Here is a 20,372-nt window from a genome sequence, read left to right on the forward strand (position 1 = left end):
TCTTGCCCATTCGTAAAGATCTGCACTCGGTCATGGTGATCGGCTCCGGGCCCATCGTCATCGGCCAGGCCTGCGAGTTCGACTACTCCGGAACCCAGGCGTGCCGCGTCCTCAAACAGGAGGGCCTGCGCGTTATCCTGGTCAACTCCAATCCCGCCACGATCATGACGGACCCGGAAGTCGCCGATGCGACCTATGTCGAGCCGATCGACCCCGAGGTGATCGAGAAGATCATCGCCAAGGAGCGGCCCGACGCCCTGCTGCCCACGCTCGGCGGCCAGACCGCGCTCAACGCTGCGATCAACCTGTTCGAAGCCGGCACTTTGGAAAAGTACGACGTCGAACTCATCGGCGCCGACGTCGACGCGATCAACCGCGGCGAGGACCGGCAGAAGTTCAAGGAGATCGTCGAGGGCATCGGCGCCGAGGTCGCCCGTTCGCGCATCTGCCACACCATGGAGGACTGCCTGGCGGCCGCCGGTGATCTGGGGTATCCGATGGTGGTCCGGCCGTCCTTCACCATGGGCGGTCTGGGCTCGGGCATGGCCTACAACGAATCCGATCTGCGCCGGATCGCCGGCGACGGCCTGCACGACTCCCTGACCACCGAAGTGCTGCTCGAAGAGAGCATCCTGGGGTGGAAGGAATACGAGCTCGAACTCATGCGCGACCGCAATGACAATGTGGTCGTCATCTGCTCGATCGAGAACATCGACCCCGTCGGCGTGCACACCGGCGACTCCATGACGGTCGCCCCGGCACTGACCCTGACGGACCGCGAATACCAGAAACTGCGCGATATCGGTATCGCCGTCATCCGCGAGGTCGGCGTCGACACCGGCGGCTGCAACATCCAGTACGCGATCGACCCGGACACGGGCCGCATCGTCGTCATCGAGATGAACCCCAGGGTCTCCCGTTCATCGGCCCTGGCGTCGAAGGCCACGGGTTACCCGATCGCCAAGATCGCGGCCCGCCTGGCAGTCGGCTATACGCTCGACGAGGTCAAGAACGACATCACCGAGGTCACCCCGGCCAGCTTCGAGCCGACCCTGGACTACGTCGTGGTGAAGATCCCGCGCTTCGCCTTCGAGAAGTTCCCCGCAGCCGATGAGACGCTGACGACGACCATGAAGTCCGTTGGCGAGGCGATGGCCCTGGGGCGCAACTTCACCACGGCCTTCCAGAAGGCCCAGCGCTCTCTTGAGCAGAAGGGCTCGGAGTTCCGCTTCGACATCCGCTTCGACCTGGCAGATCCCGCGGTGCGCGCCGATGTCGTGCGCAAGCTGGGACATTCGACGACGACCCGCATCCAGACGGTGCAGCGCGCACTGCTCTCCGGCATGACGGTGCCCGAGGTTCATGAGGCCTGTGATATCGACCCGTGGTTCCTCGACCAGATCCAGTTGATCAACGAGGTCGCCGGCGAAATCGCACAGGCGGACGAACTGACCCGCGAGGTCATCGAGCTGGGCAAGAACCACGGTTTCTCTGACCGGCAGATCGCCGCCCTGCGCAATCTGGACGAAGCGGTGGTCACCGGGGTGCGCCATGCGCTGGGTCTGCGCCCGGTGTTCAAGTCCGTCGACACCTGCGCCGGCGAGTTCGCCGCCCACACGCCCTATCACTACTCCAGCTATGACGCCACCAGCGAGGTCGCCCCGCGCGAGCACGAGGCCGTCATCATCCTGGGTTCGGGACCCAACCGGATCGGGCAGGGCATCGAGTTCGACTACTCCTGTGTCCACGCCACCATGGCACTGCGGGATGCGGGCTATGAGACGATCATGGTCAACTGCAATCCGGAGACCGTGTCGACCGACTACGACACCGCCGACCGCCTGTACTTCGAACCGCTGACCTTCGAGGACGTGATGGAGGTCTACCACGCGGAGTCGCAGGCAGGGCCCGTCGCCGGCATCGTGTGCACCCTGGGCGGGCAGACCCCGCTGGGTCTGGCCTCCCGGCTCAAGGCCGCGGGTGTGACGGTGCTGGGCACTCAGCCCGAGGCCATCGACCTGGCCGAGGACCGCGGAGAATTCGGCCGGGTGCTCGACGAGGGCGGACTGCTGGCGCCCAAGCACGGCACTGCCACGACCTATGCCCAGGCGGAGCGGATCGCCCTGGAGATCGGCTATCCCGTGCTGGTGCGCCCCTCCTATGTGCTCGGTGGGCGCGGTATGCAAATCGTCTACTCGACCGAGCAGCTGAAGTCGTATATGGAGTCGGCCACCGAGGTCTCGGCCGATCGGCCCGTGCTGGTCGACCGGTTCCTCGAGGACGCGATCGAGATCGACGTGGACGCCCTGTTCGACGGCACCGACCTCTACATCGGCGGCATCATGGAGCACATCGAGGAAGCCGGCATCCACTCCGGCGACTCCTCGTGCACCCTGCCCTCGATCACCCTGGGGGAGCACGTGCTCGAACGCGTGCGGCACGCCACCCGGGTCATCGCGGAGGGCACGGGGGTGCGCGGTCTGCTCAACATCCAGTTCGCCGTGGCAGCCGACGTCCTCTACGTCATCGAGGCGAATCCGCGTGCCTCGCGCACGGTGCCCTTCGTCTCGAAGTCCACCGGGCATCCGCTGGCGAAGGCCGCGGCACTCATCGCGATCGGCGGCTCGATCGCCGATCTGCGGGGTACTGTGCTGGCCGTCGAATCCGATGGTTCGCACCTGCCGCTGGACCACCCGATCTCGGTGAAGGAGGCGGTCCTGCCCTTCCGCCGGTTCCGCACGGTCGACGGTAAGGTCGTCGACTCGATCCTGGGGCCGGAGATGCGCTCGACCGGTGAGGTCATGGGCATTGCCCCGACCTTCCCCGTCGCCTTCGCCAAGGGCCAGCTGGCTGCCAGCTCCAAGTTGCCGACCAGTGGCCGCGTGTTCGTCTCCGTGGCGGACCGGGAGAAGCGCTCGACGGTGCTGCCGGTCAAACAGCTGGTCGACATGAGCTTCGAGATCGTCGCCACCTCCGGCACCGCCGCGGTGCTCTCCCGCTATGGCATTCCGAGTCAGACGCTGGCCAAGTGGCACGATGCAGGTGAGGCCGAGCGGACGATCCTCGATGAGATCGAGGAGGGCCAGATCGACCTCGTTGTCAATGTGCCGGCCGGCCGGGCGGAGCGCGCCGACGGCTACGAGATCCGTGCGGCCGCCGTCGCGGCGGCCCTGCCGCTGATGACGACCGTCGCGGAGTTCTCCGCAGCGGTCACCGCGATCGAGGCCTCCCAGGCGGGCGACTTCGACGTGCGGTCCCTGCAGGATTGGGGCTTCAACTGAGATGACCGATATCGATTTCGCCGCGGCCTGGCCCGCGGCCGTGGCTGCCTCGCCGCTGTGTGTGGGGATCGATCCCCACCCGGCCTCCCTGGCCGCTTGGGGGCTGCCGGACACCGCGGCCGGGGCCGGGGCCTTCGCCGACGTCCTGGTGGACGCTTGCATCGGGCGCGTTGGCCTGCTCAAACCGCAGTCGGCGCTGTTCGAACGCTTCGGCTCCGCCGGGATCGCCGAGCTCGAGCGGATCCAGGCCAGGATCCGGGCGGCCGGGATGCTCAGCGTGCTCGACGCCAAACGCGGCGATATCGGTTCGACGATGGCCGGCTACGCGGATGCCTATCTGCGCCAGGGAGCTCCGTTGGCCTGCGATGCACTGACGGTCTCGCCCTATCTGGGCATGGACTCCCTGGAACCGGCCTTCGCCGTGGCCAGGGAGACGGGTGCAGGCCTGTTCGTGCTCGCCCTGACCTCGAACCCGCGGGCGGAGGTATTCCAGCACGCCCGTACTGCCTCGGGCGCCTCCGTGGCGGCCGAGGTGGTGGCCAGGGTCCATGCGGAGAACGAGAAGTCGGGTCGGGCGCAGTTCGGCCTGGTGGTCGGTGCGACCATCGGTTCGGCCGCGCGCCGGCTGGACATCGACTTGGGGGAGTTCAACGGACCGATCCTCAGCCCCGGAGTGGGCGCCCAGGGAGCCGGCCCGGCAGAACTCGACGAGGTCTTCGGCCGTTCCTGGAAGGAGGGCCGGGTGCTCGTCAACGTCTCGCGCGGTGTCTCGCAGGCTGGTCCGGAGCCGGCCCGCATTGTGGACCGGATTGCACAAGTGAGCGCTTCGTTGGCTTAGGATGGCGCTATCCCCGCTATTCCCCGATCCAATGAAGGACTGACATGGCACTTGCACCCCTCACCGATGAACAGCGCAGAGCCGCCCTCGACAAGGCCTTCGCCGCCCGCCAGGCACGGGCCGATGTCAAGACGGATCTGAAGTCGGGCAGGCTGCGCCTGGGCGAAGTGCTCGGGCGGGCCGGCGGCGATGACGCGCTGTCGAAGATGCGGGTGTACGATCTTCTGCGTTCCCTTCCCGGAGTGGGCGATCGCCGTGCGGTGGTCCTCATGGAAGAAGTGGGGATCGCCCAGTCCCGCCGGTTGCGTGGTCTGGGCAAACATCAGAAGGCAGCACTATTGGAGAAATTCGGCGAGTAGTGGATAACAGACTGACAGTCCTGGCAGGGCCCACCGCAGTGGGCAAGGGTACCGTGAGCGCCTATATCAGGGAACATTTCCCCGAGGTGTACTTTTCGGTCTCGGCGACGACCCGCGACCCCCGGCCCGGTGAGGTCGACGGTGTCCACTACTGGTTCGTCTCCGATGAGGAGTTCGACCGGATGATCGCCGACGGTGGACTGTTGGAGTATGCGACGGTGCACGGGCGCAACCGCTATGGGACGCCCTCTGCGCCACTGGACGAGGCACTGGCACAGGGCCGTTCGCCCCTGTTGGAGATCGATTTGCAGGGCGCCAGGCAGGTCAAACTGCGGCGCCCCGATGCGCGGTATGTCTTCCTCGCCCCGCCCAGCTGGGACGAACTCGTCCGTCGGCTGGTGGGCCGTGGTACGGAGGGCCCGGAGGAACGGGCCAGGCGCCTGGAAACGGCGCAGACCGAATTGGCAGCTGAATCCGAGTTCGATCACACCATCGTCAACCACGATGTTTCCACTGCCGCTCGCGAACTAGTAGAATTGATGGGTATCCCGAACCAGCGGGAGCGCGCAACACAACTTGAAGATGGAGAATGAGTGTCTGTTCAGCCTGAGGGCGTAACCAATCCGCCGATCGACGATCTGCTCAAGCGGGTGGACTCGAAGTACGAACTCGTGATCGAATCCTCGCGTCGTGCCCGCCAGATCAATGCCTACTACGCCCAGCTGCAGGACGGCATGCTGGAGAACGTCGGTCCGCTGGTCACCCCGGAACCCAATGAGAAGCCGTTGTCGATCGCGCTGCGCGAGATCGACGAGGGCAAGGTGCAGATGCGGGAGGCCACTGAGGCCGACTTCGCCGCCCCGGTCGTCCCCGAGGTCCCGGAAGTCGGCATCGACGACCTCCCCGACTTCGAACAGCCGTGAGAAGCCTCACGCTGAGATGAAAATCGTGCTCGGCGTAGGCGGCGGAATCGCCGCCTACAAGGCGTGTCAGGTGCTCCGTGATCTCACAGAGGCCGGTCACAGCGTCCGTGTCGTTCCGACGGCCAATGCGCTCGAATTCGTCGGCGCCGCCACCTGGGAGGCACTCAGTGGCCATCCCGTGGCGACCTCCGTGTTCGTGCGGGTCGACGAGGTCGAGCACGTGAGGATCGGACAAGACGCCGACCTCGTGTTGATCGCCCCCGCCACCGCCGACCTGCTGGCCAGAATCAGGGCCGGACGGGCCGACGATCTGCTCACCGCCACATTGCTGGCGACCCGGGCCCCGGTGGTGCTGGCACCGGCCATGCACACGGAGATGTGGCTCAATCCGGCGACGGTGGACAATGTGGCAGTGCTGCGCTCACGCGGCGTGCACGTGCTCGACCCCGCCTCCGGCAGGCTCACCGGCAAGGACTCCGGTCCCGGTCGGCTGCCGGAGCCGGCGGACATTGTGGAGTTCGCCCTGGCCGCCGCCGGCGGGCAGGACGCGCCCGGCGTGCTGAGCGGTCGGCGGGTCCTCGTCAGCGCCGGCGGTACCCGTGAGGCGCTGGATCCCGTGCGGTTCCTCGGCAACAGATCCTCGGGCAAGCAGGGTATCGCCTTTGCACGCGCAGCCCGGGCGGCCGGTGCCGCGGTCGAACTCGTGGCCGCGAACATCGACGCGGCCCTGCTGGCCGAACTGCCCGATGACATCGGCGTGACGCCGGTCGAATCGACTGCCGAACTGCGCAGCGCGATGTTGGACTCCCAATCCGGGTCCGACCTGCTCATCATGGCCGCCGCGGTGGCCGACTACCGGCCCGCCACCCGGGCCGAGCACAAGATGAAGAAGGACGGCGACGACGGGCTGACCCTGCGACTGGTGCAGAATCCCGATGTGCTGCGCGAACTCGTCGCCGCCAAGACCGCTGCCGGCCTTGACCAGAAGATCATCGGCTTCGCCGCCGAAACCGGATCCGCCGAGGTTTCGGCGCTCGAATACGCCAGGCGGAAGTTCCTGCGCAAGGGTGCCGACTTCCTGGTGTTCAACGACGTTTCGGCAGGCCGCGCATTCGGAACCGACGGCAACTCAGTCGTGCTCTTCGGCCAGGGGGAAGCGGGCCAGCCCGTCGAACTGGGCCACTTCAGCGGTGACAAACTCAACGTTGCACAGGAAGTCGTTTCCGCCGTGTGTCCCACGGTGACCGGATAGACTTCAGTTCCGTGACTGCGAATAACCTACGACTCTTCACCTCGGAATCCGTCACCGAGGGCCATCCCGATAAGATCTGCGATCAGATCTCCGATGCCGTGCTCGACGCCCTGCTGGCACAGGACCCCGACGCCCGCGTCGCCGTTGAGACGATGGTCACCACGGGACTCGTGCACGTGGCCGGCGAGGTGACCACCGAGGGGTATGCGGATGTCGCTTCCCTGGTGCGCGGGATCATCACCGAGATCGGCTACGACTCCTCCGAAAAGGGTTTCGACGGTCACAGCTGCGGCGTCTCCGTGTCCATCGGCTCCCAGTCGAGCGATATCTCCGACGGGGTCACGACCTCATTGGAACACCGGCTCGGCGATGATACAGACGATGAGAACGCCCGCCTGGGCGCGGGGGATCAGGGCCTGATGTTCGGCTACGCCGACAACTCCACGCCCGAACTCATGCCGCTGCCCATCCATCTGGCCCACCGGCTGTCCGAACGCCTGACCGAAGTGCGCAAGAACGGCACACTGCCCTATCTGCGGCCCGACGGCAAGACCCAGGTGACCATCGGCTACGACGGCGACACACCGGTGACCGTGGACACCGTCGTCCTGTCGACGCAGCATTCGCCCGACGTCACCCAGGCCCAACTGGCCAGGGACGTCCGCACGCATGTGATCGATCCGCTGCTGGCGGAGTCGGGCCTGGACCTGGCCGAAACGAAATACCTCATCAACCCATCGGGCCGCTTCATCGTCGGTGGTCCGATGGGTGACGCCGGCCTGACGGGCCGGAAGATCATCGTCGACACCTACGGCGGATACGCCAGGCACGGCGGTGGCGCCTTCTCCGGTAAGGATCCTTCGAAGGTCGACCGGTCGGGAGCCTATGCGATGCGCTGGGTGGCCAAGAACGTGGTCGCCGCAGGCCTGGCCGATCGGGTCGAAGTACAGGTGGCCTACGCCATCGGCAAGGCAGAGCCGGTGGGGCTCTATGTGGAGGCCTTCGGCACCGAACACGTTCCGGTGGCCACCATCACCGCTGCGATCGAGCACGAATTCGACCTGCGCCCTGCGGCGATCATCAAGGCCCTCGATCTGAAACGACCGATCTACCGGCGCACGGCCAGCTACGGGCATTTCGGTCGTGAACTGCCCGGCTTCACCTGGGAACGCACCGACCGCGCCGTGCGTCTCGCGGCATTCTGTGGGCTGTCGGCCGCGCACTGACACGGGGCTGGGGCCCCGGCCCCGTGTCAGTGCCCTACGGATAGACTGCGGGCGTGTCCGAACAACTGAGGCTGGGTGACCAGGCAGATCCGATAGAGGAGGTCTCGGAGCTGCTCGGCCCGCAGCCGCCGAAGCTACGCGGGGCGGTGCAGCCGGCGGCCACGAATCCCGTCGCCCGGGTGCTGGTGGAGACGGTCCACCCGCACCTGGCCCACGCCTTCGACTACGGCGTACCCGCACAGTTCGACGCCGAGGCCCGGCCAGGGGTCCGGGTGCGGGTGCGCTTCGCAGGGCGCCTGGTCTCCGGCTTCATCCTGGCCAGGGTGGCGACGACCGAACATGTCGGCGAACTGGCACCGCTGCAGCGCGTCGTCTCGGCCCTGCCGGTCCTGCGCGAGGACCTGCTGGCGCTGACCAGGGCGATCGCCACCCGCTACGCCGGGACCCTGCCCGATGTGTTGCGCCTGGCCATTCCGCCACGCCACGCGGCAGCGGAGAAAGCGGTCCTGGCCCGCCCGGAAGGGGTTGACGAGGAAGCCCTGCGGAGCGCCTGCACCGCTTTGGAGGAGCGGGAATCGGCGGCGGCACTGTCCCATCCCGATCCGGCGCCGCCGGCTTGGGAGGATTACCTCGAGGCCCTCGAAGCCTATGTCGGTCCGGCCTCCGGCGCCCCGGCGAACGGGGATACGGCCCAGCCGGCTGCCGGCGCCGGCCCGCGTGCGGCCTATTGCGTGATGCCGGGGGCCACACCGGGAACGGGCTGGGCCAGGGCGGGTCTGCAGGCCGCACAGACCGTCCTGGCCGCCGGCCGCAGCGTCCTGTGGCTGGTGCCCGATGCCAGGGAGCTCGCCGAACTCGAACGCCATCTGGCTGGCCTGGGCGGGATCCACTGTGTGCTCACCGCCGAACAGGGCCCCCATGCACGCTGGTCGGCCTGGGTCAGCGCACTGACCGGCCGGACCAGGTTGGTCATCGGCACCAGGACCGCGGCCTTCGCCCCGCTGTCCGACCTGGGCCTGATCATCTGCTTCGACGACGACAACGACTCCTACCAGGAGCAGCGCGCCCCATACCCCCATGCCCGCGCCATCGTGCTCGAACGCGTCCGCGCAGCCGGTTGTGCCCTGCTGTTCCTGGACTACTCCCGCTCGGTCGCAGTGGCCCAACTGGTATCGACAGGGTGGATAGGAGACGTGCACACGCCGCGCGATCTGCGGCGCAGCCAGGCGCCCCTGGTGTTCCAGCCGCCCCCGGCCAGGTCCCTGGCCGACTTCAGCAATCTGCCCGAACGCGCTTTCGAGATCACCCGGGCGGCCCTTGCGGGGGGCCGCCACCGGGAGGCCGTCGGTCCCGTCCTCGTCCAGGTCCCACGCGTGGGATACGCCCCGGTCGTCGCCTGCGACACCTGCTATGAAATCATCCGCTGCCCCGCCTGCTCACGGCCCCTGGCCGCAGCGGGGCCGGGCGGGCCGTTCGCCTGCCGCGCGTGCGGTTTCCGTGCAGACCGGATGCGCTGTGCCAACTGTGGCGGCACCCGGCTGCGCAGCGTCGTCCACGGCCTCGACGCCGTGCGCCGGCAACTGGGCAGGGCCTTCCCCGGAACCCGGGTGCTGGCCTCGGGCGGGGGAGCCGTCCTGGCCCGCATCGACCCCGACCGCGTCATCGTGGTCGCAACCACCGGTGCCGAGCCCTACGTCGAGGACGGTTATGCGGCAGCGGTACTGCTGGACTCCCTGTGGCCGGGCCCCAGCCTGCGCTCGGCCGACCGGGCCATCGCCAGGCGGATGCGGGCCCTGTCCCTGGTGCGCGGTGCCCACCTGGGCGGTCGGGCCCTGGTACTCGACGACGACCCGAACCTGCTGCGGGTCCTGACCCGCTACGAACCCGTCGAGTGGGCCGCGCACGAGGCCACGCAGCGCAGCGGGCTGGGTCTGCCCCCGGCGGTGCGCACCATGCGGATCTCCGGGTCCCGTGAGGCCTGCGAGGCGCTGCTGGCCGAATTGCGCCGCTATGGGGAACCGACGGTACTACTCAACGACTTCGACCCGCCCGGGCTGACACTGGGGATGAGCCTGGTCGAGGCACCGGCGCTGACCGAGGCGGCAGCCGCATGGATCTCCAGCAGGTCACTGGCCAGAGCCGAACTCCCCGGCGTCAGGGTGGACGCCCCCGACGCCCTGTGAAAACGGGGCGCGGGAACCGGGCTCGGAACCTCCACGATAGAATCCCAGGGTGAGAATCCTGTTCGCCGGAACCCCCGAAGCCGCTGTCCCGTCCTTGCAGGCCCTGGTGGGCTCGCGCCACGAAGTCGTGGCCGTGCTGACCCGACCGGACAAACCGGTGGGCCGCAAACGCGTGCTCACCCCCAGCCCGGTCAAGGCCGCCGCTGTGGAAGCCGGCCTGACCGTCTTGGAAGCGGACAGGCTGCGCTGGGAGATCATCGAGGACATCGCAGCCCTGGCCGTGGATGCGGTGGCAGTGGTCGCCTATGGCGCGCTGGCCGGTCCGCGCTCCCTGGCGGCGGTCCCCGGCGGCTGGTTCAACCTGCATTTCTCGCTTTTGCCGGACTACCGGGGCGCCGCCCCCGTGCAGCGGGCCATCATGGACGGTCTGAGCACGTCCGGGGCGACCGTGTTCCGACTCGATGCGGGCCTGGACACAGGCGACATCATCGCCCAGGAAGAGTACCCCCTGGGCACCATGACCGCAGGGGAGGCCCTGGCGGACTTCGCCGAGCGCGGTGCCGGGCTGCTGGTGCGCGCCTTCGACGAGCTGGCCGCCGGAACCGCACGGTTCCGGCCACAGCCGGCCGACGGCAGCCAGGCGCCCAAACTGACCCAGGCCGACGGCTACCTCAACCTGGGCGAGCCCGCATCGGCGCTGGCCGCCCGCGCCCGCGGGGTGACGCCGGCACCGGGGGCCTGGTGCCTGCTTGAGGGCAAGAAGACGAAACTCGCCGGCGCCTCGTGTGCTCCCACAAGCGGGCTGGCACCGGGGGAGACCGCCCCGGACGGTTCGGCGCTGCTCATCGGCACCGCGGACGGCAGCCTGCGAGTGCAGCGCGTCCAGCCCTTCGGGAAGCCGATGATGGCCGCCGCGGACTTCCTCCGGGGCCATCCCCATGCCAGATTCGCCGCCACGGACTGGACCACCGCACAGCAGGAGAGCAGCCGATGAACAATAGGAATCACACAACCGCCCTCCGCGGAGGCGGGACGACCCGCCGGACGGCCGTGGCAGACGCGCGGACCGTGGCCTGGGACGTCCTCATCGAGGTGGAGAAGGAAGACGCCTATGCCAATCTGCTGCTGCCGCGCCGTCTCAAACACGCCCGACTCAGCCCGGCCGACGCCGCTCTGGCCACCGAATTGACCTACGGTACCCTGCGGGGCCAGGGCTTCTACGACGCCGTGATCGAATCCGCGGCCGGACGCACCATGAGCTCCATGGAACCCGTTGTGCGCACCGCACTGCGGCTGGGTGCCCACCAGATCCTGAGCATGCGGATCGCCGACCACGCGGCGGTCGGGGAAACCGTGGCAATCGTCAAACGACGCCTGCCCAGGGCCACCGGCATCGTCAACGCGGTACTGCGCCGGGTGAGCGAACGCACCCGCGAGGACTGGCTGACACTGGTATCCACCTCGCTCGACGAGATGGGTCGCCTGGCCCTGGAATACTCTCATCCGGCCTGGATCGTCCGAGCACTGCGGCAGGCTCTGCACGCCCACGGCAGGGACCGGGCCGAACTCGCCGAGCTGCTGGCTGCGGACAATGCGCCGGCGGCCGTCGACCTCGTCGCCCTACCCGGGCTCGCCGACCGCGCCGAGCTGGCTCGCAGGGTCGGGACACCCACCCGGCTGAGCCCCCTGGGAGTTGAACTGTCCCACGGCAACCCGCTCGATGTCCCCGAGGTCGCGGAGGGGACTGCACGGGTCCAGGACGAGGGGTCCCAGCTGGTCGCCCTGGCACTGCTGGCGGCGCCCGCCCCGGCGGATACCGCAGGGGCCAGCTGGTACGACATGTGTGCCGGCCCCGGCGGCAAGACCTCGGTGATCGGGTCGCGGGCCGCCGAGCTCGGCCGCGTCGTCGTCGCCTCCGATGCCTCCAAGCACAGGGCCGAACTCGTCCGCGATTCCACCCGCGCGCTGCGCGGGACCGTCAAGACCGTCAACGCCGACGGACGCGAGTTCGCCCGCAAGCACCCAGGCGAGTTCGCCCGCGTGCTCGTCGACGCGCCGTGCACGGGACTGGGCGCTCTGCGCCGGCGTCCCGAGGCCCGCTGGCGGCGGCGGCCGGCCGATATCGCCGGGCTGGGGCCCCTGCAGCGGGAACTGCTGGAAGCCGCCTGGGAGGCCACCGCCGTCGGGGGAGTCGTGGCCTATTCCACCTGCTCCCCGCACGCGGCGGAGACCACCGTCGTACTCGAAGACGCCCTGCGCGTCCTGCCCGGCGCCCGACTGCTCGACGCGGCCGATGTCCTGGCCCGGGTCACAGGTGCCGCGGCCGGCGAATTCGCCTCAGCGTCCCTGGCAGGCGGCAGGGCCGCCCAACTATGGCCGCACCTCCACGGCACCGATGGAATGTTCTTGGCGCTCATCGCCAAAGACGCCTGATACCCGAACACCTCCAGGAAAGGCCCCGCAATGGGAATCCAGATCAATCCCAGCATTCTGAACTCCGATTTCTCCGACCTGCGCGGCGAGCTCGCGGCGATCTCCACCGCCGATATGGCCCACGTCGACGTGATGGACAACCACTTCGTGCCGAACCTGACCTTCGGCCCGCCGGTGGTCGAACGCATTATCGCGGCCAGCCCGATCCCGGTCGACGCGCATCTGATGATCACCGATGCCGATGTCAACGCTCCCGTGTATGCGGAGCTGGGTTGCGCCTCGGTGACCTTCCACGCGGAGGCCGCGGCCGCCCCCGTGCGGCTGGCCCGAGAGCTGCGCCGACTGGGCGCGAGGGCCTCGATCGCACTCAAGCCGGCGACGCCGGTCGAACCGTTCATCGATCTGTTGGGGGAGTTCGACCAGGTCCTCATCATGACAGTCGAACCGGGATTCGGCGGACAGAAGTTCCTCGACGTGTGCCTGCCGAAGATCCGCAGGCTGCGCAAGGCGATCAGCGCTGCCGGCCTGCAGATCGGCCTGCAGGTCGACGGGGGTGTCTCAACCGGTACGATCGACCGCGTCGTCGAGGCCGGCGCCGATGTGCTCGTGGCAGGCTCCGCCGTCTACGGGGCCGATGACAGGGCCGCGGCGATAGCAGGGCTGCGCGCGGCGGCAGAACACGCCGCGCACAGCTGATTCGGAACCCTCAGTAACCGGAGAAGCTGGTGTTGCTCGAGGTGAAAGCCACCTCACCGACATTGTCGCCGGTCACGTCGACCCGGGCGTCGAAGTCCAGGGTGAACGACGATGAGGAGTCGTATTCGGATTCCGCATCGTTGTTCGGATAGGTCGCCTGGCCGTCGAGCCCGCGCACCGAGGCCGTCACGGTGTTCCCGCTGCGACGCATCTCGTAATCCGGCAGCCCGTTGATCGACCACTGGTTGACCTGATCGACGCCGCTGCGGATCTCCTCGCCGGCCGGCACGGGCTTGCCCGCCAGCGCCCAGTCCGTAGCGGTCATCTCCTGGGGACAGCCCTTGGGCCGGCCGGCATGGGATTTCATGCACTCGCGCAGCCGGTCGTTGACAGCCGTCTCGACGTCGGCGCGCAGCGCATCGTCGATCTCGGTGCTCTCGGAATCGTCCTGTGCGGCGTCGTCGTCTGGCGCCGCAGCGGAATCCGAGTGGGCGCCGGCCGCCGGCTGGGCCGCCTGCGGCTTCCGGTCGCCGTGGCCGAACAGGTAGCCCAGGCCGCTGGCGATCAGCACGACCGCCACGAGCGCGAAGACCCCGATCAGCAGCAGGCGCTTGCGCTTCGCCCTCTGCTCGTCCTCCGGTGGGCTGGGCGGAGCCGGCAGCGGCGCGGCACCGAGGCCGGGGATGACCATGGTCTCCGGTTCGGGAGCCGGCCGGGGAGCCTGGGGCACACCGTAGCGGCCGCTGACGTAGTCGTCGGCGGGGCCGCTGCCCGGTGCACCGGTCGACCATTGGGGATTGGACCCCTGTGTGGGGAACTGGGGTGGCTGGGACATATGGAGCCTTCCGTCATGCCGTGATTCGTGATGGGGCCGATGCTCCCACAGCATATCCCGCGAAAGTCGCAGTAGCGCCCGGGTTCCGGTCCGCGATACGCCCGCCTTTGCAAACGCGGTACATTGATCCGGTGGAAATCCTCACCTGGCTCAACGCCCCGCTGTTTCACCTCCTGGGCAAGCCCGTGCCCGTCTCCGACTTCTTCGGCAACATCCTGGCACTGGCCACCGTGTGGCTGGCCCTGCGCCGGAATCTGTGGTCCTGGCCCGTGCAGATCATCGGATCGGTACTCCTGTTCTGCGCCTCGATCTCCGCGCATCTGGGTGGTAATGCCTCCCGCCAGGTCGTCATCGTCATCGCCGCGGTCTGGGGCTGGTCGCGCTGGAGGAAATCACGTGAGGATACCGGGGAGGTCGTCATCAGGTGGGCCGGCTGGGGTGAGCGGATCGGCCTGCTGGTGGCCCTGGTGGTCGGCACCGCGGCCTTCGGATTCGTCCTGGCCTGGGGTGGTTGGTCGTGGAATCCGTATCCCGACGCCTACATCTTCATCGGCTCCCTGGTCGCCATGTACGCACAGGGCCGGGCGATCGTCGAATTCTGGTTCGTCTGGCTGGCCGTGGACCTGGTGGGCATCCCGCTGGCGGTCATGGGCGGGCTGGTCTTCTCCGGAGCCGTCTACCTGCTGTTCTTCATCATGGTCATCGTCGGCATCAGGGACTGGGCCAAGCGGACACACCAGACCATCAGCCACCCGGCGGTGCCGGCTCAGGAAGTGGGCCGGGACTGAACCCGGGCACGCACTGTACTACCCTGAAAGCGTGAAAACCTTCGACGAACTGTTCGCGGAACTGGCGACAAAGGCAAAAGAACGTCCGGCGGGCTCGAAAACCGTCGCAGAGCTCGACCAGGGCGTCCACCATATCGGCAAGAAGATCGTCGAGGAGGCCGCCGAAGTGTGGATGGCCGCGGAATACGAGACCGATGAGGAACTCGCCGGCGAGGTCTCCCAGGCCCTCTACCATCTGCAGGTCATCCTGTTGGCCCGTGGGCTGACCCTCGAAGACGTCTACCGGGTGCTCTGACCCGCCGAGCCGTCCAGTCCCAGACCCACCGGGCCGATCCCCGCCCGGTTCCTCACACCGAAAGGCCACCCATGCTGCGAGTCGCAGTGCCCAATAAGGGCACCCTGTCAGAATCGGCCACCGAGATGCTGCGCGAGGCCGGCTATTCCCTGCGCAAGAGCTCCAAGACCCTGGTCCACGTCGATTCGCGCAACGACATCGAGTTCTTCTATCTGCGGCCCCGCGATATCGCGATCTACATCGGCAGGGGAGTGCTGGACATCGGCATCACCGGCCGCGATCTGCTGGCCGAGTCGCGGGCCGACGCCACGGAGGTCCTGCCCCTGGGGTTCGGCAAGTCCTGGTTCCGTTACGCGGGGCCCGAGGGCCGCTTCTCCGACCCGGTTCAATTGGCCGGTAAGCGCATTGCCACGAGCTATCCCGAACTCGTTCGCGCCGACCTCGACAAGCGGGGGATCGCAGCCGATATCGTCACCCTCGACGGGGCAGTCGAGGTCTCGATCCAGCTGGGCGTGGCCGATGCGATCGCCGATGTGGTCCAGACCGGCACCACGCTGCGCACGGCCGGATTGGAGATCTTCGGCGAGGAGCTGCTGGCCTCGGAGGGGATCCTGATTTCCCACGGAGAACCCGCCCCGGCCGCGCAGACCCTGCTGCGGCGGATGGAATCGGTGATGGTCGCCCGCGCCTTCGTGCTCGTCGACTACAACGTCCAGGCGGACCGCCTGGCAGAGGTCACCGAGATCACCCCCGGCCTGGAGAGCCCCACCATCATGCCTCTGGAGGAGGACGGCTGGGTGGCGGCCAGGGCCATGGTGCGCGCCGACGACGTCCACGCGGTGATGGACCGGCTCTACGATCTGGGTGCCCGCGCGATCCTGGTGAGTTCCATCGGTGCCTGCCGCATCTAAGCCGCTACTGAGCGTGCGCCCGCGCATCGTGCGCACGCTCACCGTGATCCTGGCGCCGGCGACGACGCTGGCGTTCGCCGCGCTGTCGATCTACCTCGAGACGATCGGCTGGCGCAGCTGGCACGTCTTCGACATCGTCTGGATGAACTACCTGGGACTCGCCTTCGGACTCATCATCTGGCGCCTTGGGGCGATCCGGGTGCGCGCATATCCCGATGGGCTGCACGTGCGCAACCTCTTCTCCTCCAGGACCGTCCCCTGGACCGCCATCGTCGGCGTGCACATGCACCCGGCCGGGACCTCGCCCTGGGCGGTCCTCGACCTGGGCGACGGCACCACCTTCGCCCTGCACGCGATCCAGGTATCGGAGGGCGAACGGGCACAGGAGGCCTGCCGGGAGTTGCGTAGACTCGTGGATGTCCACGGGAGACCCTGACAACCGATTCACAGAAGGAGACACAATGCCGGACACACAGCCCACCGGGGCGCCTGGCCTGCCGCTGAGCGGCTACACCGTCGTCGACCTGTCCCGCGCCCTCGCGGGACCGCACGGCGGCCAGATCTTCGGCGACCTGGGCGCGCGCGTCATCAAGGTCGAGAATCCCAAGGGTGGTGACGACACGCGTCGTTGGGGGCCCCCGTTCGTCGGCCCCGAGGACGATCCGCAGGCCACCTACTTCTTCTCCTGCAACCGCAACAAGGAGTCGATCGCCCTCGACCTGAAGAGCGATGACGGCCACAGCACCCTGACGGAGCTGATCAAGCGCGCCGATGTGCTGATCGAGAACTTCCGCGGCGGCGTACTCGACCGGCTGGGCTTCTCCACCGCGCACTGCATGGAACTCAACCCGCGGCTGGTCATCGTCTCCATCACCGGCTTCGGCCACGACGGCCCCGAGGCCGCGCGCGCCGGCTACGACCAGATCGCCCAGGGTGAGGCCGGCCTGATGTCGGTGACCGGCCCCGGGCCTGAGGACATGCAGCGGGTGGGCGTGCCGATCGCCGATCTGCTCGGCGGCATCCACGGCGTGCTCGGTGCCCTGGCCGCCCTGCTCGAACGCGAGCGCACCGGCCGCGGCAAGATCGTGCGGACCTCGCTGATCGCGGGCATCGTGGGCGTTCAGGCATTCCAGGGGACCCGCGCGACGATCGCCGGGGAGACCCCCGAACCGCAGGGCAACCACCATCCCTCGCTGGCCCCCTACGGGCTGTTCCGCTGCGCCGACGGAGCTGTGCAGATCTCGGTCGGCAATGAGAACCTGTGGGCCAAGTTCTGCGCCGCCTTCGACCTCGACCCACAGGCCGAGGGCATGACGGGCAACGCCGAGCGCGTGGCCAATCGCCAAGCCGTGATCGAGGTCGTGGAGTCCGCCTTCGCCTCCTGGAACGCGGCGGATCTGCTGGCCAAGCTGGGCGAAGCGGGGATCCCCGCCGGTACCGTGCGCACCATTCCGGAGGTCTACGAGTGGGAGCAGGCGCTGTCCCAGCACCTCAAGGTCACGGTCGACCACCCGGTCCTCGGCGAGGTCGCGCTGCCCGGTTCGCCGCTGCGCTTCTTCGACGTCGAAGACGGCGCCGAGGTCGAAACCACTCGGCTGGCGCACACCGCCCCGCCGTTGCTCGATGCCAATGCCCAGGCGATCCGCAGCTGGCTCGACGCCTGATCCGGCAGTAACCACCCCGAACCCCTAGGAGGCACGCAGATGGCACAGCGCCTGAGCGCCCGAGAGCTCATCACAGAGGTCGTCGACGACGGCAGCTTCATCAGCTGGGACACCGCCCCGGTGACCCCGGCCGCCGGGATCAGCGAGTCCTATGCCGCGGATCTGGCCGAGGCCCGCCGCAAGTCCGGCGAGGACGAGGCGGTGCTCACCGGCGAGGGCCTGCTCGACGGGCGCCGGGTGGCGCTGGTCGTCTGCGAGTTCAAGTTCCTGGCCGGTTCGATCGGCGTGGCGGCGGCCGAACGCCTCGTCACGGCGATCGAACGGGCCACGGCGGAGGGGCTGCCGCTGTTGGCCGGCCCAGCCTCCGGGGGGACGCGGATGCAGGAGGGCACACTGGCCTTCCTGTCCATGGTCAAGATCACCACGGCGGTCAAAGCCCACCGCGCCGCCGGACTGCCCTTCCTCGTCTACCTGCGCCACCCCACCACCGGCGGGGTGTTCGCCTCCTGGGGCTCGCTGGGCCACTTCACCGCGGCGGAGCCGGGAGCCCTCATCGGGTTCCTGGGGCCACGCGTATACGAAGAGCTCTACGGTGAGAAGTTCCCCGAGAACGTGCAGAAGGCGGAGAACCTGTTCCGCAAGGGACTCGTCGACGCCGTGCTCAGCCCCGACCGGCTGGGCGCCTACGCCTCGCGGGCACTCGACGTGCTGTTGGCCAGCCAGGAGGTTCCGGCGCCGGTTGCGGAACCGGACACCGCACCGGATCCCGGCGCACCAGCCGCCTCCGCCTGGGACGTCATCACGGCCTCCCGCAATCCCGAGCGGCCCGGGGTCCGCGATCTGCTGCGCATGGCGGCAGACAACGTCCTGCCGCTCAACGGCACCGGCCAGGGCGAGAAGGACCGGGGCCTGCTGCTGGCCCTGGCGAAGTTCGGCGACGCCCCGTGCATCGTGCTCGGCCAGGACCGGTACCGGCAGAACTCGCGCTCTCCCATGGGCCCTGCGGCCCTGCGCGAAGCCCGGCGCGGCATGGCGATCGCAGAGGAGCTCAAAGTACCGCTGGTGACCGTCATCGACACGCCCGGCGCGGCCCTGTCGCAGAGTGCGGAGGAAGGCGGCCTGGCAGGGGAGATCGCCCGGTCGCTGGGCGACCTCGTGACGCTCAAGGCACCCACCGTCTCCGTGATCCTCGGCGAGGGCTCCGGCGGTGGAGCCCTGGCCCTGATCCCGGCCGACCGGGTCATCACCGCACAGAACGGCTGGCTCTCCCCGCTGCCGCCGGAGGGGGCCTCGGCCATCGTCCACCGCGACACCGCGCACGCGGCCGAAATGGCGGAGGCCCAGCAGGTCCAGGCCGATAGGCTGCTGGCCAATGGAATCGTCGATCGGATCGTCGCGGAACGCCCCGATGCCGCAGCCGAGCCGCGCGAGTTCGTGCAGCGGATCGCACAGACCTTGGAGTACGAACTGATCGAACTGATGCGGATCAACCCCGCGCGGCGCTTCTTCCAGCGCGTTGAGCGCTACCGCGGGCTGGGGCTGTAATGCCGGCGGTACGGGTCATCCCGTGCTTGGACGTCGATGCCGGACGCGTCGTCAAGGGAGTGAACTTCCAGGGCCTGCGCGATGCCGGGGATCCCGTCGAACTGGCCAGGCGCTACGGCGCCGAGGGCGCCGATGAACTGACCTTCCTCGACGTCACGGCCTCCTCGGCCGATCGCAGCCCGACCCTCGACATCGTCGCCCGCTGCGCCGAACAGGTATTCATCCCGCTGACCGTCGGCGGCGGCGTGCGCAGCGTGGCCGATGTCGACAGGCTGCTGCGGGCCGGCGCCGACAAGGTCGGGATCAACACCGCGGCCTTGGCCCGTCCGGCCCTGCTCACCGAGGTCTCCCGCCGGTTCGGAGACCAGGTCATCGTGCTCTCCGCCGATGTCCGCCGTGTGCCGGCGGGCGCTGCGCCGACCGCCAGCGGCTTCGAGGTCACGACGCACGGCGGGCGCACCGGCACGGGGCGCGACGCGCTCGAGTGGATCGCCCGGGCCGCCGAACTGGGGGCGGGCGAAATCCTGCTCAACAGTATGGACGCCGACGGCACGAAGGCCGGTTTCGACCTGGAGCTGATCCGCGCCGCCCGTGCCAGGGTCGACATCCCGCTCATCGCCTCGGGTGGCGCCGGGCGGATCGAACACTTCGCCCCCGCAGTCCACGCGGGGGCCGACGCGGTCCTGGCGGCCAGCGTCTTCCACTACGGCGATATGACGATTGCAGCGGTCAAGGACGCGCTGCGGGCAGAGGGGATCGAGGTCAGATGAACACTGTGGGGGAGTCCGGCCCGGACCCGGAGGCATTCGACCCGGAGTCGTTGACCTACAACTCGGCCGGCCTGCTGCCGGCAGTGGTGCAGGAGGCGGGCACCCGCGACGTGCTGATGTTGGCCTGGATGGACGCCGAGGCCCTGCGCCGGACCCTGGCCACCCGCCGGGCGACCTACTGGTCGCGCTCCCGCGGCGAGTACTGGGTCAAGGGGGAGACCTCTGGACACGTCCAACACGTGCGCCGGGTCAGCGTCGACTGCGATGGCGACACCGTGCTGCTCGAAGTGGAGCAGACGGGCGCGGCCTGCCACACCGGCACGGCCACCTGCTTCACGGGGAGGCGTATCGATGCGGATCACGCCTGATCTCG

At 68.6% G+C, this 20,372-nt stretch carries 20 protein-coding genes; 19 read left to right on the forward strand and 1 reads right to left on the reverse strand.

The features are described 5' to 3' along the window. Nucleotides 1–2 precede the first annotated feature (2 nt). Genes carB through rpe form a run of 11 tightly spaced genes read left to right on the forward strand, consistent with a single transcriptional unit; the run spans nt 3 to nt 13,191 of the window. The gene (carB, locus tag NQ038_RS10715) at nt 3–3,281 is read left to right on the forward strand and encodes a carbamoyl-phosphate synthase large subunit (protein ID WP_257046439.1); all 3,279 of its coding nucleotides are present in this window, start codon (nt 3–5) and stop codon (nt 3,279–3,281) included. Between the two features lies 1 nt (nt 3,282). Beyond that, the gene (gene pyrF / locus NQ038_RS10720) at nt 3,283–4,119 is read left to right on the forward strand and encodes an orotidine-5'-phosphate decarboxylase (RefSeq protein WP_257046438.1); all 837 of its coding nucleotides are present in this window, start codon (nt 3,283–3,285) and stop codon (nt 4,117–4,119) included. Between the two features lie 44 nt (nt 4,120–4,163). Continuing rightward, complete coding sequence (mihF, locus tag NQ038_RS10725; RefSeq protein WP_257046437.1) at nt 4,164–4,478, forward strand: integration host factor, actinobacterial type; 315 nt, start codon at nt 4,164–4,166, stop codon at nt 4,476–4,478. Further along, nucleotides 4,478–5,071 (forward strand): guanylate kinase, encoded by a 594-nt coding sequence (gene gmk, locus NQ038_RS10730; protein WP_257046436.1) that lies wholly within the window; start codon nt 4,478–4,480, stop codon nt 5,069–5,071. Before mihF ends, gmk begins: the two co-directional genes overlap by 1 nt. Beyond that, entirely contained in the window at nt 5,072–5,401 is a 330-nt protein-coding gene (gene rpoZ / locus NQ038_RS10735) for a DNA-directed RNA polymerase subunit omega (RefSeq protein WP_257046435.1), read from the forward strand. 16 nt (nt 5,402–5,417) lie between these two features. After that, nucleotides 5,418–6,653 (forward strand): bifunctional phosphopantothenoylcysteine decarboxylase/phosphopantothenate--cysteine ligase CoaBC, encoded by a 1,236-nt coding sequence (coaBC, locus tag NQ038_RS10740; RefSeq protein ID WP_257046434.1) that lies wholly within the window; start codon nt 5,418–5,420, stop codon nt 6,651–6,653. A gap of 11 nt (nt 6,654–6,664) precedes the next feature. Further along, on the forward strand, nt 6,665–7,879 hold the full coding sequence (gene metK / locus NQ038_RS10745; RefSeq protein ID WP_257046433.1) for a methionine adenosyltransferase: 1,215 nt from the start codon (nt 6,665–6,667) through the stop codon (nt 7,877–7,879). A gap of 53 nt (nt 7,880–7,932) precedes the next feature. Continuing rightward, nucleotides 7,933–10,062 (forward strand): primosomal protein N', encoded by a 2,130-nt coding sequence (locus NQ038_RS10750; protein WP_257046432.1) that lies wholly within the window; start codon nt 7,933–7,935, stop codon nt 10,060–10,062. A 49-nt stretch (nt 10,063–10,111) separates the two neighbouring features. Beyond that, the gene (locus tag NQ038_RS10755) at nt 10,112–11,056 is read left to right on the forward strand and encodes a methionyl-tRNA formyltransferase (RefSeq protein ID WP_257046431.1); all 945 of its coding nucleotides are present in this window, start codon (nt 10,112–10,114) and stop codon (nt 11,054–11,056) included. Continuing rightward, nucleotides 11,053–12,495, forward strand: coding sequence for an RsmB/NOP family class I SAM-dependent RNA methyltransferase (locus tag NQ038_RS10760; protein WP_257046430.1), 1,443 nt, complete (start codon nt 11,053–11,055; stop codon nt 12,493–12,495). The genes NQ038_RS10755 and NQ038_RS10760 overlap by 4 nt, the downstream gene beginning before the upstream one ends. A gap of 30 nt (nt 12,496–12,525) precedes the next feature. Next, nucleotides 12,526–13,191 (forward strand): ribulose-phosphate 3-epimerase, encoded by a 666-nt coding sequence (rpe, locus tag NQ038_RS10765; RefSeq protein ID WP_257046429.1) that lies wholly within the window; start codon nt 12,526–12,528, stop codon nt 13,189–13,191. Nucleotides 13,192–13,201: 10 nt separating this feature from the next. Here rpe and NQ038_RS10770 read toward each other — a convergent pair whose 3' ends face one another. Beyond that, nucleotides 13,202–14,026 (reverse strand): hypothetical protein, encoded by an 825-nt coding sequence (locus NQ038_RS10770; RefSeq protein ID WP_257062559.1) that lies wholly within the window; start codon nt 14,024–14,026, stop codon nt 13,202–13,204. 131 nt (nt 14,027–14,157) lie between these two features. Between NQ038_RS10770 and NQ038_RS10775 the strand changes: the two genes are divergently transcribed. The 8 genes from NQ038_RS10775 (at nt 14,158) to hisI (ending at nt 20,367) form a co-directional block, all read left to right on the forward strand. Beyond that, nucleotides 14,158–14,814 carry a nicotinamide mononucleotide transporter family protein gene (locus tag NQ038_RS10775; protein WP_257062560.1) on the forward strand — a complete coding sequence of 219 codons (657 nt, stop codon included), beginning with the start codon at nt 14,158–14,160 and terminating at the stop codon, nt 14,812–14,814. A 31-nt stretch (nt 14,815–14,845) separates the two neighbouring features. Beyond that, entirely contained in the window at nt 14,846–15,109 is a 264-nt protein-coding gene (locus NQ038_RS10780) for a phosphoribosyl-ATP diphosphatase (protein ID WP_257046426.1), read from the forward strand. 71 nt (nt 15,110–15,180) lie between these two features. Further along, nucleotides 15,181–16,020, forward strand: a complete 840-nt coding sequence (gene hisG, locus NQ038_RS10785; protein ID WP_257046425.1) for an ATP phosphoribosyltransferase — start codon at nt 15,181–15,183, stop codon at nt 16,018–16,020. Further along, the gene (locus NQ038_RS15665; RefSeq protein ID WP_257046424.1) at nt 16,004–16,456 is read left to right on the forward strand and encodes a PH domain-containing protein; all 453 of its coding nucleotides are present in this window, start codon (nt 16,004–16,006) and stop codon (nt 16,454–16,456) included. The genes hisG and NQ038_RS15665 overlap by 17 nt, the downstream gene beginning before the upstream one ends. Before the next feature lie 25 nt (nt 16,457–16,481). Next, nucleotides 16,482–17,684, forward strand: coding sequence for a CaiB/BaiF CoA-transferase family protein (locus NQ038_RS10795; RefSeq protein WP_257046423.1), 1,203 nt, complete (start codon nt 16,482–16,484; stop codon nt 17,682–17,684). A 39-nt stretch (nt 17,685–17,723) separates the two neighbouring features. Further along, complete coding sequence (locus tag NQ038_RS10800) at nt 17,724–19,229, forward strand: acetyl-CoA carboxylase carboxyltransferase subunit alpha/beta (protein WP_257046422.1); 1,506 nt, start codon at nt 17,724–17,726, stop codon at nt 19,227–19,229. Next, nucleotides 19,229–19,999 (forward strand): imidazole glycerol phosphate synthase subunit HisF, encoded by a 771-nt coding sequence (hisF, locus tag NQ038_RS10805; RefSeq protein WP_257062561.1) that lies wholly within the window; start codon nt 19,229–19,231, stop codon nt 19,997–19,999. Before NQ038_RS10800 ends, hisF begins: the two co-directional genes overlap by 1 nt. Then, on the forward strand, nt 19,996–20,367 hold the full coding sequence (gene hisI / locus NQ038_RS10810) for a phosphoribosyl-AMP cyclohydrolase (protein ID WP_257062562.1): 372 nt from the start codon (nt 19,996–19,998) through the stop codon (nt 20,365–20,367). The genes hisF and hisI overlap by 4 nt, the downstream gene beginning before the upstream one ends. The last annotated feature ends 5 nt before the right edge of the window (nt 20,368–20,372 follow it).

Source organism: Brevibacterium sp. 50QC2O2, assembly GCF_024580675.1.
GTDB classification, from domain to species: domain Bacteria; phylum Actinomycetota; class Actinomycetes; order Actinomycetales; family Brevibacteriaceae; genus Brevibacterium; species Brevibacterium moorei.